This is a genomic window from Polynucleobacter finlandensis (assembly GCF_018881755.1).
In the GTDB taxonomy this organism is placed as follows: domain Bacteria; phylum Pseudomonadota; class Gammaproteobacteria; order Burkholderiales; family Burkholderiaceae; genus Polynucleobacter; species Polynucleobacter finlandensis.
On the sequence record NZ_JACVPS010000006.1, the window covers coordinates 34,018 to 48,537 of the forward strand.

Sequence of the window (14,520 nt, forward strand, 5' to 3'; positions counted from 1 at the left end):
TTAAATAGACAGTTTTTATGGCTCTTATTGTTCATAAGTACGGTGGCACCTCAATGGGCTCAGTTGAGCGCATACAGAATGTCGCCAAGCGCGTTGCTAAGTGGATGCGTGCTGGTCACCAGGTTGTGGTGGTTCCTTCTGCTATGTCAGGCGAAACCAATCGCTTGTTGGGGTTGGCAAAAGATATTAATCCAGAAGCAAATCCCCGCGAGCTTGACCAGATTGCTTCAACAGGTGAGCAGGTTAGCTCCGGCCTATTGGCGCTGGCTTTATTGCGTGAAGGTGTTGACGCTGTGAGTTATGCGGGTTGGCAAGTCACTGTGCATACAGACTCATCATTTACTAAAGCGCGCATTAAATCCATTGACGATAAAAAAATTCTAGCTGACCTCAATGCTGGTCGTGCAGTGGTGGTCACAGGCTTTCAAGGTGTTGACCCTCAAGGCAACATCACAACATTAGGCCGTGGCGGTTCAGATACCTCCGCTGTTGCGATGGCAGCTGCCCTGAAGGCTGATGAGTGTTTGATTTACACCGACGTAGATGGTGTTTACACCACCGATCCACGCGTCTGTGAAGATGCGCGTCGTTTAGACAAAATTACTTTTGAAGAAATGCTGGAAATGGCCAGCTTAGGTTCGAAGGTGTTACAAATTCGTTCGGTTGAGTTTGCCGGTAAGTACAAAGTTAAAACCCGGGTTCTGTCATCCCTGACAGATCCTTTGATGCCCCTCGACATTGAAATGAAGTCGGGCACCTTGATTACATTTGAAGAGGACAGCACTATGGAAGCCGCCGTTATTTCCGGCATCGCCTTTGCGCGTGATGAAGCGAAGATTACCGTTCTGGGAGTTCCTGATCGCCCAGGTATCGCCTATCAAATCTTAGGTCCGATCGCTGATGCAAATATTGATGTCGACATGATCATTCAGAATCAGTCATACGAAGGTAAGACTGACTTCACTTTTACAGTCCCTCGTGCCGAGTATCAAAAGGCGCTTGACCTCTTGAAGAGTGGTGTTCAAGCCCATATTGAAGCCAAAGAGATTACTGGCGACCCAAAGGTTTCTAAGGTTTCAGTTGTCGGCGTTGGTATGCGCTCTCATGTGGGTATTGCTAGCAAGATGTTCCGTACTTTGTCGGAAGAGGGCATCAACATCCTCATGATCTCTACGAGCGAAATCAAGATCTCCGTTGTGATTGATGAGAAATACATGGAGCTAGCTGTACGCGCTTTACACAAGGCGTTCGAGCTCGATCAAAAGTAAGGATTAAGCAGTAATCCCACTGTCTGGCGGTAATCCGTTAAACTGTGGGGCGTTGTAAATGCATTAATACGGAGACGTGGCCGAGCTGGTCGAAGGCACTCCCCTGCTAAGGGAGCATCGGGGCTAAAACTCTGATCGGAGGTTCGAATCCTCTCGTCTCCGCCAGTATTTATATGAATAAAGGGGCTACTAGCCCCTTTATTTATTTCCCCTGTACTGTATTAGAAAGTCGCCTAACGACTGATTCCATCTACGGCCTTCAAATATCCTTGGATATATTGAGGTGGCACATACAGATCAGTCTTCACTCCCGATTTTGAAGAGATGTTCATTTGAAAGCCATTCTTCAGATGATCTTTTAAGAAAGCATCCGTTAGGCTGATCGAGAGCAGCTCCTTAAACGTGCAGCCACTCGCTTCGCAGACACCAGCTTCTCTGGAAATCACTTTGAAAGTAGGGGCAGGGGCGTTCGCTAAGCTTGCTGAATCGTAGTAACGCCATTGTGAAAAATAGGTGAGGTGAACGAGAAGTTCATACGATTTGACGCCTTGCTTTGTTTGCTCGCTTCTTAAGCTAAACATCTCGTAAGTATTGGCTGCATCCATTGTATTAATGGGTGGCCCAACATAGGTTTTTTCACCAGTAACTGGATTGGGTGTGACCATGGTCGATTGATATACATCGTTTATTTCCCATGAACCAACCTTTTTATCGTTATTGGCACAAGCCAATAACCCAAAACTTACTACTAGTAACAAAGCAATACGGTACATTTTTAGCTCCCTTAGACCCTCCGAATCATACTATCGTCTCTTCCAGGGTCATTTTCTTTACATCCGCGTGGGGCAGAATCAACATAATCTTGGCTTATATGGCCATTTTTAGGCTATTCAGAGCACTTTTCTAACTTTTTGTTGCTTTGCACCAAATAAATGTTGCAAGTGCACAAAAACTTCCTTAGAATGGTGCATCGCAACAAATTAACTCATCTACTTAAGTAAGGAAAATAATCATGTTTCAAAACCAATTAAACGATCAAATCTCTCAAGCTCAAGCTAAAGCTGTTGAAAGTGCAAAACATTTAGCTCAAGTAGCCGTTGAAAGCGCGCAAGAATTAGCAGAAATTAATCAAGCAGCTGCTAAAGATGCTTTAGCCGCAGCTCAAGACGCTAGCGCACAGTTGTTAGCTATTAAAGATGCACAACAATTATCTAAATTAGCTCAGCCAGAAGTTGCTCAAGAAGCCGCTAAGTACGCTGCTGCTTACCAAGCTAAAGTTAACAAAGTAGTTCGTAACGGTAACAAAGAAGTTGCTCAAGTAGTTGACGCTTCTATTGATGATGCACGTGACGATCTAGTTAAGTTTGTTAAACAAGCTACTAAGACTGCTCCTGCTGGTTCAGAGGCTTTTATCTCTGCATTCACATCTGCTTTCGAAACTTCACTCCAACAGTTTGATCAAGTTCGCGCTACTGCAACTGATGCATTTGCAAACTTTGAGAAGAGTGTTGACGCTGCATTGGCAAACATTCAGGGTCAGTACGCACCTGCTAAGCCTGCTGCAAAAAGCCGTAAAGCCGCTTAACTCGTTTTAACTGTTTTACTGAAAGCCGCCTTCGGGCGGCTTTTGCTTTTTCTACTCCGAAACTGCCACGCCTGGAATTCTTTAGGGCCGCTAGGCAACTACCAATCTAAATACAGAGCTTTGAAGCATTAAAACAACATCTACAAATAATTGTTCACAACTTCACAACATCTGAAGTTCTGTGGTATAGTGATTACTCGAAAGGAGCGTTATGAAAAGACTGGTGCCAAAAACCCATCAAGCGATTGAGTGGGTGGGGAAGGGTTTGAGTGCTGCTCAGGCTGCGAGAAAGATGGAGATCTCGGAATCTAGTGTTTACGCAGCGCTCAGAAAATTTAAAGCAAAAGATTCAGGTTGTTGTCCAACGTGCGGTCAGAAAGTTAGGAAATAAAATGAAAAAGACATTACTAGCAGGCGTTTGTGTATCCGTAGCTGCATTTGCTTATGCCAACACAACAACTGATTCATCGGCATTGATGACTCAACAATGCAAGATTTCAGCTGAGACTGTGGCAACCTTGAAAAATCTTCAGTACGGCAATACAGCTATCCGCAAAGATGTGGCAAGTTTGATTTCGGCAACACTAAAGGTTCAGGACAATCGAGAAGTTGCCCAAAAGGCAATGAATCAAATGGTTGACGATAAGGCCAAAGATGCAAGTACTTTAGAGATGAAGTACTGCTCATAAGATAGAGATACGGAAGACCTTGAGAGGCCTTGCGTAATAAGTTTTAGTAGCCGAAGGGGGCTACAAAAGGTCGCCCGAAAGGCCTGCCTGCACGAATTGTTTGTACTGGAACCAGGCTATACATGCCAGGTCGTTTATTGCCGCGCGTGTCCAACCATTCCACAGGTTTCTCAACCAGATCCAAAATAGATATATCGGCTGGGGCATTTTTCTTGAGAGTGCCCAGCAGTGGATCTCGATTAATAATTGCTGCTGGTCTATTGGTTGTCATGGCTATTACTTGATTCAAACTAAAACCAAGCGTTAAAAACTTACTCATAACATTGGGTAAATAAGGAATGCTGGGAGAGTTTCCACTGAAAGCATGCAAGTCGGAGGAGATCGTATCCGGTATTAAACCTTGCTGGATGGCAGGTTCGGCAATAGTAAAGTCAAAGCTACCACCGCCATGACCAACATCTATGATGACGCCGCGTTTTTTTGCTTCTAGCGCCGCTGCAATGAGTTTGCCATTTTGTACGGTGTTATTACCTGCGCCACTATAGGCATGGGTCAGGATATCGCCTGGGCGCAACAGATCCAATAATTTACTGAGGTCTCCAGGGGCATTGCCAATGTGACACATCACTCGAGCGCCTTTAACGCCTGAGCGTTCTGCCGCTTCCCTTGCGCGGCGTAATGGTTCAATGCCATTTTCTCCAACGACATCCAGGGTCTCGCGAACTTTAATTCCGAGAACGATGTCAGGATTTTCATTAACAACCCGTGCTGCTAAATCAATATTGGCGTAATCGATATTTCTCATTTCGCCTACGGGGTAGCCAGCCAAGCCAATAGATGAAATGTGAACAAATGCAAACATGCGACTTCTTGCTTGTGCCTGAATGTAGTGTTTGAAGGCAGAGAAGTTATTGCCACCAGCATCGCCAGCACTCACATAGGTGGTCGTGGCAGTAAATGGTACCAGTTCGTCGGCCGGTAAACCAATGGCAGAGGCCTGAGGGTAGGTATGTGCATGTAAATCAACTAAACCAGGAGTAATGATTTTGCCGCTAGCATTAATTTGCTGAGCAGCCTTATCTTTTGGTAAATCTTTTTGTATATCAACGATGCGGCCATTGCGGATACCAATATCCATTACCGCATCTAAATTTTGTGACGGGTCAATCACGCGCGCGCCTGTCACTAACAAATCATATCCACCGGGTGCAGATAAACCCTGTTGAGCTAAGCTTGTACCTATGCCACCGATGATGGGCAGTGATGCTACGCCCAATGAATACTGCAATATTTTTCGTCTTTGATGATCCATGCTTGTCTCCTGCTGTTTGAATATTTGTTATTTTTTAAGTGTTGCCAAGAATTCTGCGATCACCTTGTTCTGAAATTCATTTTCATCTTTAGTTGCGCCGGCGCCGGATAGATGCCCCATAGGCAAGCGATCATTAATAGCCAGATACTTTGCTCCTGGAATTAGTTTGGCCGATGCTTTGGCATCTGCTTCAGGATTGAGTAAGTCACCGGTGCCAGCGAGGATGAGAGTTTTAGCTTTAATGGATTTGAGGGCGCCAGCTGTATCGCCATTAAAACCTTTGGTTTGGCCAACATCATGGCGGTCGTAAGCACGTGATTGCCAGATCCAGTCATTAGCATCCATACGCTTCCAGCCACTGTCTTGTACCTTTTTGAGATATTCCACTTCGGCCTCGGTTGTTGCATTTAGTTGATCTTGATAGGCGGGGGTTCTCACAATCACACCACTGAGCCATCCAGACCAAAGACGCATTCCTTGCTCAACGGGTTTATCGTACTTACCACCTTGATAAGCTGGGTCAGTCATGATGCTTTGACGTAGCATCTCCAGTACGCCAGTCGTCCAAGCATGGGTTTTGGCGAGTGGAATAATCGGAATAATGGCCTGCATGGCATTGGGATAAGAAACGGCCCATTGCAGTGCCTGCATGCCGCCCATCGAAGCACCAACAACGGCGACTAATTTCTTGATGCCAAAGTGGTCGGCAATCAGGCGATGCTGACTGTTCACCATATCGCGCATATTGAACTCTGGAAAACTCACATTAGGCTGCGACTTGCTGTTTGAAGGTGAAGTACTTAGCCCGTTACCAATGGCATCAGTGCAGATCACAAAGTATTTATCAGTATCAAGCGCTTTTCCGGGGCCAATCAGGTAGTCAATGCGATGATGATTTCCGCCAATCGCAGTGACCATGAGGATGGCATTGCTCTTATCAGCGTTTAATGTGCCTTGAGTTGTATATGACAGATCAAAGTCTTTGATGACCGAGCCATTTTCTAGGGCTAAATCACCTTCGGGATATATCTGATGAGTCGGTTCATTGGGTTTATGGGCCAATGCGTTAATAGAAATCAATAGCAGGGCAAGCAGTAGCCCCTTCATAATGGTGCAATGCATTACTGTCTCCTTTTTATTATTCGATATTTATAACAGGAATTTCTAAATGGCTCTCCCATGCGAATGTCCTGATTGTGGCAATCCTCGGCCACTAATGCATCACTGCCAGCATTGCGGTAGCGAGACCCTGCCTGTATTGCTGAGCGACACGATTGAGCTGAACTTAAAACGGGGCGGCCCAAGTGCAGAAGAAGCGTTGGACCGCTTAACTCACCATTTACGCCGTGCGAGTGAGGCGGGAGTCAAAGTGATACTGCTTATTCATGGTTACGGGTCGAGTGGTGAGGGTGGTCGCATTAAATGGGCTTTACATGATGCTCTAGAAAATAATTACTTTTCAGATCGAGTTGATCAATATTACTTTGGCGAGGATGTTGCTTATGCAAGCGATGCTTACCATGCCCTATTGAGAAGACGCCCCAGCTTAAAGCGGCATCTAAAGCTTTTTAAGGAAGGAAATGCCGGTATGACGGTTTTATTATTGGGTGGGAACTCATAATTGCTTAGAATGGAACATAGGCCATTTTTTAAGGTAATGCCATGACAGCTAGAAAACCAGCACACATTGAACATCCGGAAGCGAGCATTGATTCTGAGCAATTGGTTGGCGATTTCAAAGCCCTGATGGCAGATGCTGAGGCTTTGATTAAGGCGACGGCAGGACAAGAGGATGGCGTGATCGGTTCAATTCGCTCAAAGGCGCTAGAGACACTCTCCAGTGCAAAAGAGAATTTCTCGAATGCACAAGGTTCATTAACCGATAAAGCGAAAGTTGTTGCTGAAAGCGCTGATGAGTTTGTGCATCGAAATCCCTGGGAGGCTGTTGGAGTAGCTGCTGGTCTAGGATTGTTGATCGGCTTATTCATTCGTCGCCGCTAGGAAAATAATGTCACAAGAAAATTTACTTTCCTCGCTCAAGAATTTAGTTTCCACTGGTGCCTCGATTGCGCAAACCCGTCTTGAATTAATCTCAACGGATGTACAAATTGCCAGAAGCAAATTCATTAGCTTGCTGGTGATGATTGTTTTTACTTTATTCTTTTTATTCTTTGGCTTGGTGATGCTGGCATTGTTGATCGTGATTTATAGCTGGGAAACCGACCGCATCTTGGCGCTCACTTTATTAACGAGTGGATTTTTAGCGGTAGGTGTGATTTTGGCTGCGGTCATTCTGCAATCTTTGCGAACCATGCCCAAATTATTTGAAGCTACTATCTCTGAGCTCCAGAAAGACCGCGAGGAACTGTCTAAGTAATGGGCAACAATCTCAAGGTCTTAGAAAAGCGCCGTCAAGAATTGCAGAATAGGTCGGCTAAGGAGCGGCAGGAACTTTCCGCCCACTTTGAACCCTGGGAAAAGCCACTCTCCTGGGCTGACAAGGGGATCGATACTGTTAATTTCCTGCGTAATAACCCAGTTCTATGGAGTACTGCCTTTGCAGTGCTGGCCCATTACAAGCCCAAGTTGGCTAGCAAAGCGCTCGCTGTTGGTTGGGGTGCAATGAAGCTTTTGAAAAGCGCCAAGAGCATCATTTAAACCTTTTCTAAGCAACTATTAAGGTTTTATTTTGTATTCCATGTTGTGTGAGTAATGCTGAGCCATTTAAGCCCGCGATTTCTAACAAGGTTAAGGCACCACACACTTCAAAGCCAGCACTCTTGAGTAGCTTATTGGCAGCAATCAAGGTGCCTCCAGTAGCCAAGACATCATCAACTAATAAAACACGCGCACCTTGCGGTAAGGTGGACTGCTGAAGTTCTAAGGAGTCGTTGCCATATTCAAGGCCGTAGGCTTCTCGGTGGCTTGCCAAGGGGAGCTTATTAGGCTTTCTGGCAAGCGCCAACCCCTTATGAGCATGGTGAGCCAGGGCTGAACCAAAGATGAAGCCGCGCGATTCAATCCCTAGAATATGGGTGTAATCAAAAGTCTTGGCCAGATCATCTAATTGGCGAATAGCCTCTTTAAAAGCTGCTGGATTGGCTAATAACGGGGAGATATCCCTAAAGAGAATTCCGGGCTTAGGAAAGTCTGGGACTCCGGGTAGATAATCTAATAAATTCATTATTGGCAGACATGAAAACAGAATTGCTCATTATTACCGCATTGGAGTCCGAGCTCAAGCGCGCAGCAATGCCGCAGGGGGTAAAGATTGTCTATTCTGGAATTGGCAAGATTAATGCATCACTCACCACGCTCAAGGCAATGCAGGAGTTGCAACCCAAAAGAATTGTGAACTTTGGCACCGCCGGCAAAGTCAATCCACAACTGCAAGGCTTATTAGAAATCGCTAGGGTGATTCAGCGTGATATGCAAACTGAACCTTTGGCCCCAAGAGGACAAACACCGTTTTGTCCAAGACCATTTGAATACTTCTCCTTGAGCGGTGAACATGTATGTGGCTCTGGAGATAGCTTTGTGACTGCATTTGATCCATGGTTAGATGAACAAAAGGTCGACGTTGTAGATATGGAGCTATTTGCTATTGCTACAGTTGCTCATCAGCATGGAATTCCATGGCAGTCATTTAAATATATTACTGATGACGCCAATGAAGACTCCGCAAAGGATTGGCAAGCAAAGGTGAATCATGGCCAGACGCTTTTTTTAGAAAAGCTCAATGATTTAATGAAGTTCTAATCAGGGTAAGCGTGTGAATTCTGCAAAGCCCTGGCTAAAGAATTACCCCGAGGGAGTGCCTCACGAGATAGACCTCTCTCATTATTCTTCATTAGTGGAGATATTCGAAGAATCGTTTAAGCGCTACCCCAATCGCAATGTACTAGAGTCTATGGGCAAGACCCTCACTTACCGTGAGCTAGATCGCCTTTCGAAAGACTTTGCTGCCTATCTTCAGACCCAAGGTCTTGAGCCTGGCGCCCGAGTAGCGATTATGTTTCCCAATGTGACGGAATACCTGGTATCCATGCTGGGTACATTGCGCGCAGGCTTTGTAGTTGTCAACGTCAATCCTTTGTACACACCCAGAGAGCTTGAGCATCAACTCAAAGATAGCGGTGCCGAAGTTCTGGTGATTTTAGAAAACTTCTGCCACATCTACCAGCAGATTGCAGATCAGGCGCAGCTAAAGCAAGTGATAGTGAGTAGCCTTGGTGAGCTTCTGGGCATCAAGGGTCTTGTGATCAACTTCGTGGCACGCCATATTAAAAAGCTCGTGGCTCCATGGGATTTCTCATGCGTGCGATTGAATGAGGCCTTGAAGCTTGGCAAAGAACACTCATTTTCTAAACCTAGAATCGGTTTGGATAATATTGCCTTCTTACAATATACCGGCGGTACTACTGGGATATCTAAGGGCGCCATACTGCTTCATCGAAATATCCTCGCTAATGTCATTCAAATCGAAACTTGGCTGGAGCCCGGACTCAAAGATGCAAAAGTGGAGCAGTTGGTCTTCTTATGTGCATTGCCACTGACCCATATTTTTGCCTTAACTGCTTGTGCTTTACTGGGTATGCGCAAAGGGGGGTTGTTGATTCTGGTACCTAACCCAAGGGATATCTCTGGGTTTATCAAGATGCTTATAAAGCATCCCAACATCAACATCTTCCCAGGAGTAAACACCTTATTTCATGCCCTAATTCACCGACCTGAATTCTTGCATGTGAAGCTACCCAATTTGTTGGTGACTATTGGTGGTGGTATGGCTGTGCAAAAGAAAACTGCAGATCTTTGGCAAAAACTCACAGGCATTCCTATTGCTCAGGGTTACGGTTTATCTGAAACCTCGCCTGTGGTGTGCGTCAACACACCTTTAGTCAATAGCTTTAACGGAACTATCGGTATGCCCGTTCCCAGTACGGATGTCATTATCTTGGATGATGATGGTGTGGAGTTGCCAAATGGGACGCCAGGAGAGATTTGTATCAAGGGCCCCCAAGTCATGGCGGGCTACTGGAATCAAGCGGAAGAAACAAAACGCTTTATTACGGTGGATGGCTTTTTCAAGTCTGGCGACATTGGTATCTTGGATGATGAGGGCTTCATTACGATTGTTGATCGTAAAAAGGACATGATTGTTGTTGCTGGTTTTAAAGTATTCCCGAATGAAGTCGAGGAAGTCATTTCACAGATTCCAGGAGTACGAGAGTGTGCCGTTATTGGAGCTTCCCACCGTAAGCTAGGGGAGATCGTTAAGGCTTATATCGTCAAAGATGATAAGCATCTAACAGAGGCGCAAGTGATTCAGTTTTGCAAAGAGCAGATGACGAGTTACAAGCGTCCAAGAAAAATCATCTTTGTTCATGATCTGCCTAAATCCAACGTTGGCAAGATCTTGCGTCGTGAACTCAGGGCTCTATAAGCTAGGCCTATAGAGTTCTCCATATCTTTATTTTCTTGGTGTTTTGCCAACCATTTTCGCAGCGCGTAAGAAATCAAAATCCACACCCTTATCTGCTTGTGTCACTGTGTCTAAGAATAATTTCTTGTAGCCACGATCTGCAGTCGGTTCGGTGATGGGGTTATCTTTCATGCGCTTGGCCAGTTCTTCATCAGAAATCAGCAGACTAATTTCGCGGTTCTTGACGCTTAAACGAATGCGATCGCCGTTGCGCACTTGAGCTAATGGGCCACCAATAGCCGATTCTGGGGTGACATGCAATACGATCGTGCCAAATGCCGTCCCACTCATGCGGCCATCAGAGATGCGCACAATATCTTTCACGCCAGCACGTGCCAATTTCATGGGTATGGGGATATAGCCAGCTTCGGGCATCCCGGGCGCACCCTTGGGGCCAATATTCTTTAATACCAGGATGTCATCTGCTGTGACATCAAGATCTGGACTGTCAATACGAGTGACTAGATCCTCAGCATTTTCAAATACCACTGCGCGACCCTCATGTTCCATGAGCTTTTCATTGGCTGCAGACTGCTTAATCACCGCTCCACCTGGGGCGAGGTTGCCATGCAAGACTGCAATACTGCCGCGGGGATAAATGGGATCATTAAATTTACGCACTACATCTTGTTTAAAGCTAGGCGGAGCATCATCAATTTCTTCACCCAATGTTCTGCCTGTAACAGTCATCGCATTGAGTTTTAATAAAGGCTTGAGTTCTCGCAAGAGGGTAGTCATGCCGCCGGCATCATGGAAGTTTTCCATGTAGTGATCACCAGATGGCTTGAGATCAAGCAAGACAGGAGTTTCATCACCCATCTTATCGAGCGCTTCTAAATCAATTTCAAGCCCCATGCGACCAGCAATGGCTGCAAGATGCACAATGCCATTGGTAGACCCGCCAATCGCCAATAAAACACGCATAGCATTTTCAAATGCATCGGCTGTCAATACTTTATCAATGGTTAAACCATCTTTAGCCATTTGTACTGCACGAGTACCAGTCTCTTCGGCAATTCGAATTCTATCGGCGGTAACGGCCGGTGGAGATGCGCCACCAGGAACCGTCATACCCAATGCCTCTGAAATGCATGCCATCGTACTGGCAGTACCCATCACGGAGCAGGTGCCAACACTGGCGACAAGTTGATCATTGACCTCATCTTTTTCAGCTTCATCAATTTCGCCCGCGCGGAATTTACCCCAGTAACGGCGGCAGTCGGTACAGGCGCCAACGCGTTCGCTGCGATGCGAACCCGTTAACATCGAGCCGGTGATTAATTGAATTGCTGGAAGACCAGCAGAAGCGGCGCCCATCATTTGAGCTGGAACCGTTTTATCGCAGCCGCCAATCATCACCACTGCATCCATGGGTTGAGCGCGCAACATCTCTTCGGTATCCATCGACATGAGATTGCGTAAATACATACTGGTTGGCGCTGCAAAGCTCTCATGAATGGAGATGGTAGGGAAGTCCATTGGCAAACCACCTGCAAGCATGACACCACGTTTCACTGCCTCAATCAGTTGAGGCATATTGCCATGGCAAGGGTTGTAGGCGCTACCGGTATTAATGATGCCAATTACCGGGCGATCTAGTGCGCTATTGGTATAGCCAGCACCTTTGATAAATGCTTTGCGCAAGAAAAGGGAAAAACCTTTGTCGCCATAACTGGTGAGTCCTTTGCGTAAGCCAGTTTCAGTGGTCTTCGGATCTTTTGGCTTTGTAGTCATTCTTGTCTCGTTTTTTATATTTATTAAATGTTGCTAAATTGAGGTTTCTAGCAATTGTAGCGATAGGTGCCAGATTTCATCTAAGGCGTGCCACCCCAACGATATTGCCAGGAAATCCCCACGGCGTTATAGCTGGTATCAGTGCGTGAATAAACACCTTTACTGCCGCTAAGGCGTATGGAGTTTTGTTTATCAATGGGGTAGGAGAGCGTACTGCCAAAGCGCCAGTTTTCTTGTGTACCGCTAGCTGGCATGCCGTTGACATAGGTTTGGCCACCCGTGAAATAGGTAGCATCTGCAGAGATCCAGGCGGTGTTGGGAAAGTAATAGATGGCATGTGTTTCCCCTGAGTACACGGGATTTTGCGAGAGTGTATTACTACCCATGTAATTCGTATTGCTGGTGTAGATAGTCGCCATACCAGCCAATTCTAGGCGCCAGGGCCCAATGGCTTGAGAGAGGCCTGCTGCCGGCTGAATTAAGGAGCGATTGGCTCCCACATTAACCATCTGACTGCTGTTGTACTTTCCCCAGGGGATGGTAGCGGCTAAGCTGGCGCCAATGATGAGGTCTTGTTGGTAGCTCGCAAATTGGCCATTTGTTAATGCTGGTGCCCCATAAAGATTGACGGATGCTTTGATCATAGGGTCTGATAGACCTTCAGCAGATGCATTAATGGACTGACCGCCAACGCGCCCTACACCGGAGAGTTCTGCATAGGGAACTGTCAAGGTGAGTCTGCCTGATTGCCCGGCAACGTCAAGGACATGTGTCAGGCTCACCGCCTCTGTGTTTAGCGTATATGAACCGCTTTTAGCTTGAGCAACTCCAGCAGTAACAAAGTTCATACCTATCGGCGCATTGGAATAGGCGCGCGCTTCAATTTCTTGACCGTAAGAAATGGCGGTCGTAATACATAGTGCAATACTAAAAACGCAGCGTATAAAAAACATCTTTATTTACTGGCCGGTCTTGCGCGGGCCAAAGAGTAGTTCGATGGTGGTGTCATCACCCAGCGCCATTTTTATGCCAACGAATAAAAGATAAGGCCAAATAATGAGCCAATAAATAATGGAGAGGGACAGAATATAAATTGGATCAGAATGCCCAAATGAAAGAATTGAATCAATAAAGTGTCGACCATGGATGAGGCCATCTACTCCAGACTCTAGGTAACTCAGCAGCAGAACGATGATTGAGTAAATAAAGGAGTTCGCCAACAGCGAGGGGATGATGCCATGTTTTTTGCTGATGGTTAATGGATAGGCGGCTTGACCTATCAACATAAACTTTGCGCAAATACCCGCTTTAATCATTGCAAGACCAAAAATCGTTGCATGAATAGGCTTTCCTTCTAAAGCAGTCAACGCTAAGAAGGTGATGGCGCAGAACCATACACCCAGATAGAGCGTCAAAAGAAGGGCCTTTTTGGCTTCATTCTCAATGCGGACTTTAATACTCAAGGGCTTGTTTTCAGGGGTTTGGCTTGGGTTCATCACATAATTGTAAGTGTCAGGGCGTTTAACCCAAAATTCATTGAGAAATTCCGATTCTCCATCAAAAGGGCTGCAGCATGGGCTGTTAAGATTGAGTCTAAATCCACTAGAAAGCATTTGCCATGAAATTGTCATTTACCAGTCTTATCGCTCCATTTTTAACCCTTGCAGCACTCTCTGGTTCGGTCTATTCACAAAGCAATCTTCCGCCGAATGCTGCCGCCAGCGTTAATGGCACTGTTATTACCAATGATGTAGTCGAGCAGGGTATTCAAGCTGCTTTATCTCAAGGCCAAAAAGATTCACCAGAATTGCGTAATGCAGTGCTGAGTAAATTAATTGAAATTTCTCTTTTATCCCAACAGGCTGATCGTGATGGCTTGGCCAATTCCGATAAAGCAAATCGTCAGTTAGCGCAAATTCGTCAGAACTATTTAGCTGATCTTGAGTTGGCAACATTCAGCGCTCAAAATCCAGTGTCCGATAGTGATATTCAAGCTGAGTACAACCGAGAAGTTGCCTCACTTGGACCACAAGGAACGATTGTGGAATACAAGGTGAGTGATATTGCCGTTGCTACCGAAGAGGATGCCAAAACTGCTTTAGCCAGAATTAAAAAGGGCGAGGCATTCGATAAAGTTGCCAAGAGCATGTCTTTGGCCCCAAACAAAGTTCAGGGTGGTGCGGTAGGCTGGGTTCAATCGGGCCAAGTTTCACCACAAATTTCTTCTGTGTTGGTGGCGCTGTCAGTAGGACAAGTTTCACCTTTGCCCATCAAGATGCCACAAGGTTGGTATCTCATTAAATTGGAAGATAAAAAATCGAGCAAGCCGCCAACACTAGAGCAAGCAAAAGCGTCTATTCGTGCAGGCCTAACCCAGAAGAAGCAGTTTGAGTACTTGAATCAACTAAGGCAGGGCGCCAATATTGTGGTTCAGTAATCGAACGTCTTAG

18 protein-coding genes and 1 tRNA gene are annotated in these 14,520 nt (G+C 45.9%); 12 read left to right on the plus strand and 7 right to left on the minus strand.

Annotated features, from left to right (window positions below; genetic code table 11):
- The first annotated feature begins 17 nt into the window (after positions 1-17).
- Positions 18-1,268, plus strand: a complete 1,251-nt coding sequence (locus ICN49_RS05490) for an aspartate kinase (RefSeq protein ID WP_216166579.1) — start codon at positions 18-20, stop codon at positions 1,266-1,268.
- 70 nt (positions 1,269-1,338) lie between these two features.
- Positions 1,339-1,433, plus strand: a tRNA-Ser gene (locus tag ICN49_RS05495).
- Between the two features lie 68 nt (positions 1,434-1,501).
- On the opposite strand, the gene ICN49_RS05500 is transcribed toward ICN49_RS05495, so the two are convergent.
- Positions 1,502-2,041 carry a hypothetical protein gene (locus ICN49_RS05500; protein WP_216166580.1) on the minus strand — a complete coding sequence of 180 codons (540 nt, stop codon included), beginning with the start codon at positions 2,039-2,041 and terminating at the stop codon, positions 1,502-1,504.
- 239 nt (positions 2,042-2,280) lie between these two features.
- Here ICN49_RS05500 and ICN49_RS05505 point away from each other — a divergent pair, with 239 nt between their 5' ends.
- From ICN49_RS05505 to ICN49_RS05515, 3 genes are all read left to right on the plus strand, one after another.
- Positions 2,281-2,853: a phasin family protein gene (locus ICN49_RS05505; protein ID WP_216166581.1), complete on the plus strand. Its 573-nt coding sequence runs from the start codon at positions 2,281-2,283 to the stop codon at positions 2,851-2,853.
- Positions 2,854-3,064: 211 nt separating this feature from the next.
- Positions 3,065-3,244, plus strand: coding sequence for a helix-turn-helix domain-containing protein (locus ICN49_RS05510; protein ID WP_216166582.1), 180 nt, complete (start codon positions 3,065-3,067; stop codon positions 3,242-3,244).
- 1 nt (position 3,245) lies between these two features.
- The gene (locus ICN49_RS05515) at positions 3,246-3,542 is read left to right on the plus strand and encodes a hypothetical protein (RefSeq protein WP_216166583.1); all 297 of its coding nucleotides are present in this window, start codon (positions 3,246-3,248) and stop codon (positions 3,540-3,542) included.
- A 43-nt stretch (positions 3,543-3,585) separates the two neighbouring features.
- On the opposite strand, the gene ICN49_RS05520 is transcribed toward ICN49_RS05515, so the two are convergent.
- Together ICN49_RS05520 and ICN49_RS05525 are read right to left on the minus strand one after the other, a co-directional pair.
- Positions 3,586-4,854, minus strand: a complete 1,269-nt coding sequence (locus ICN49_RS05520; RefSeq protein WP_216166584.1) for an amidohydrolase family protein — start codon at positions 4,852-4,854, stop codon at positions 3,586-3,588.
- A gap of 27 nt (positions 4,855-4,881) precedes the next feature.
- Positions 4,882-5,976 carry an alpha/beta fold hydrolase gene (locus ICN49_RS05525; RefSeq protein ID WP_216166586.1) on the minus strand — a complete coding sequence of 365 codons (1,095 nt, stop codon included), beginning with the start codon at positions 5,974-5,976 and terminating at the stop codon, positions 4,882-4,884.
- A 46-nt stretch (positions 5,977-6,022) separates the two neighbouring features.
- Between ICN49_RS05525 and ICN49_RS05530 the strand changes: the two genes are divergently transcribed.
- Genes ICN49_RS05530 through ICN49_RS05545 form a run of 4 tightly spaced genes read left to right on the plus strand, consistent with a single transcriptional unit; the run spans position 6,023 to position 7,512 of the window.
- Complete coding sequence (locus ICN49_RS05530; protein ID WP_216166588.1) at positions 6,023-6,475, plus strand: Smr/MutS family protein; 453 nt, start codon at positions 6,023-6,025, stop codon at positions 6,473-6,475.
- Positions 6,476-6,516: 41 nt separating this feature from the next.
- Positions 6,517-6,855, plus strand: a complete 339-nt coding sequence (locus ICN49_RS05535; protein WP_216166590.1) for an ElaB/YgaM/YqjD family protein — start codon at positions 6,517-6,519, stop codon at positions 6,853-6,855.
- A gap of 7 nt (positions 6,856-6,862) precedes the next feature.
- On the plus strand, positions 6,863-7,231 hold the full coding sequence (locus tag ICN49_RS05540; RefSeq protein ID WP_216166591.1) for a phage holin family protein: 369 nt from the start codon (positions 6,863-6,865) through the stop codon (positions 7,229-7,231).
- Positions 7,231-7,512, plus strand: coding sequence for a YqjK family protein (locus ICN49_RS05545; RefSeq protein WP_216166593.1), 282 nt, complete (start codon positions 7,231-7,233; stop codon positions 7,510-7,512). Before ICN49_RS05540 ends, ICN49_RS05545 begins: the two co-directional genes overlap by 1 nt.
- 7 nt (positions 7,513-7,519) lie before the next feature.
- Here the strand turns inward: ICN49_RS05545 and ICN49_RS05550 are convergent, their stop codons facing one another.
- Positions 7,520-8,038, minus strand: coding sequence for an adenine phosphoribosyltransferase (locus tag ICN49_RS05550; protein WP_216166595.1), 519 nt, complete (start codon positions 8,036-8,038; stop codon positions 7,520-7,522).
- A gap of 11 nt (positions 8,039-8,049) precedes the next feature.
- Between ICN49_RS05550 and ICN49_RS05555 the strand changes: the two genes are divergently transcribed.
- Together ICN49_RS05555 and ICN49_RS05560 are read left to right on the plus strand one after the other, a co-directional pair.
- Complete coding sequence (locus ICN49_RS05555) at positions 8,050-8,613, plus strand: phosphorylase family protein (RefSeq protein WP_216166597.1); 564 nt, start codon at positions 8,050-8,052, stop codon at positions 8,611-8,613.
- 13 nt (positions 8,614-8,626) lie between these two features.
- Complete coding sequence (locus tag ICN49_RS05560) at positions 8,627-10,297, plus strand: AMP-binding protein (protein WP_216166598.1); 1,671 nt, start codon at positions 8,627-8,629, stop codon at positions 10,295-10,297.
- A gap of 27 nt (positions 10,298-10,324) precedes the next feature.
- Here the strand turns inward: ICN49_RS05560 and ICN49_RS05565 are convergent, their stop codons facing one another.
- The 3 genes from ICN49_RS05565 to ICN49_RS05575 form a co-directional block, all read right to left on the minus strand.
- Complete coding sequence (locus tag ICN49_RS05565) at positions 10,325-12,070, minus strand: IlvD/Edd family dehydratase (RefSeq protein WP_216166600.1); 1,746 nt, start codon at positions 12,068-12,070, stop codon at positions 10,325-10,327.
- Between the two features lie 80 nt (positions 12,071-12,150).
- Positions 12,151-13,023 carry a transporter gene (locus tag ICN49_RS05570; protein WP_216166602.1) on the minus strand — a complete coding sequence of 291 codons (873 nt, stop codon included), beginning with the start codon at positions 13,021-13,023 and terminating at the stop codon, positions 12,151-12,153.
- A gap of 6 nt (positions 13,024-13,029) precedes the next feature.
- Positions 13,030-13,566 carry a hypothetical protein gene (locus ICN49_RS05575; protein WP_216166604.1) on the minus strand — a complete coding sequence of 179 codons (537 nt, stop codon included), beginning with the start codon at positions 13,564-13,566 and terminating at the stop codon, positions 13,030-13,032.
- Between the two features lie 122 nt (positions 13,567-13,688).
- Here ICN49_RS05575 and ICN49_RS05580 point away from each other — a divergent pair, with 122 nt between their 5' ends.
- Positions 13,689-14,507, plus strand: a complete 819-nt coding sequence (locus tag ICN49_RS05580; RefSeq protein WP_216166606.1) for a peptidylprolyl isomerase — start codon at positions 13,689-13,691, stop codon at positions 14,505-14,507.
- The last annotated feature ends 13 nt before the right edge of the window (positions 14,508-14,520 follow it).

Coding starts and splice junctions, on each gene's coding strand:
- ICN49_RS05490 (WP_216166579.1), top strand. CDS start 18: ATGGCTCTTATTGTTCATAAGTACGGTGGCACCTCAATGGGCTCAGTT.
- ICN49_RS05500 (WP_216166580.1), bottom strand. CDS start 2,041: ATGTACCGTATTGCTTTGTTACTAGTAGTAAGTTTTGGGTTATTGGCT.
- ICN49_RS05505 (WP_216166581.1), top strand. CDS start 2,281: ATGTTTCAAAACCAATTAAACGATCAAATCTCTCAAGCTCAAGCTAAA.
- ICN49_RS05510 (WP_216166582.1), top strand. CDS start 3,065: ATGAAAAGACTGGTGCCAAAAACCCATCAAGCGATTGAGTGGGTGGGG.
- ICN49_RS05515 (WP_216166583.1), top strand. CDS start 3,246: ATGAAAAAGACATTACTAGCAGGCGTTTGTGTATCCGTAGCTGCATTT.
- ICN49_RS05520 (WP_216166584.1), bottom strand. CDS start 4,854: ATGGATCATCAAAGACGAAAAATATTGCAGTATTCATTGGGCGTAGCA.
- ICN49_RS05525 (WP_216166586.1), bottom strand. CDS start 5,976: ATGCATTGCACCATTATGAAGGGGCTACTGCTTGCCCTGCTATTGATT.
- ICN49_RS05530 (WP_216166588.1), top strand. CDS start 6,023: ATGGCTCTCCCATGCGAATGTCCTGATTGTGGCAATCCTCGGCCACTA.
- ICN49_RS05535 (WP_216166590.1), top strand. CDS start 6,517: ATGACAGCTAGAAAACCAGCACACATTGAACATCCGGAAGCGAGCATT.
- ICN49_RS05540 (WP_216166591.1), top strand. CDS start 6,863: ATGTCACAAGAAAATTTACTTTCCTCGCTCAAGAATTTAGTTTCCACT.
- ICN49_RS05545 (WP_216166593.1), top strand. CDS start 7,231: ATGGGCAACAATCTCAAGGTCTTAGAAAAGCGCCGTCAAGAATTGCAG.
- ICN49_RS05550 (WP_216166595.1), bottom strand. CDS start 8,038: ATGAATTTATTAGATTATCTACCCGGAGTCCCAGACTTTCCTAAGCCC.
- ICN49_RS05555 (WP_216166597.1), top strand. CDS start 8,050: ATGAAAACAGAATTGCTCATTATTACCGCATTGGAGTCCGAGCTCAAG.
- ICN49_RS05565 (WP_216166600.1), bottom strand. CDS start 12,070: ATGACTACAAAGCCAAAAGATCCGAAGACCACTGAAACTGGCTTACGC.
- ICN49_RS05570 (WP_216166602.1), bottom strand. CDS start 13,023: ATGTTTTTTATACGCTGCGTTTTTAGTATTGCACTATGTATTACGACC.
- ICN49_RS05575 (WP_216166604.1), bottom strand. CDS start 13,566: ATGAACCCAAGCCAAACCCCTGAAAACAAGCCCTTGAGTATTAAAGTC.
- ICN49_RS05580 (WP_216166606.1), top strand. CDS start 13,689: ATGAAATTGTCATTTACCAGTCTTATCGCTCCATTTTTAACCCTTGCA.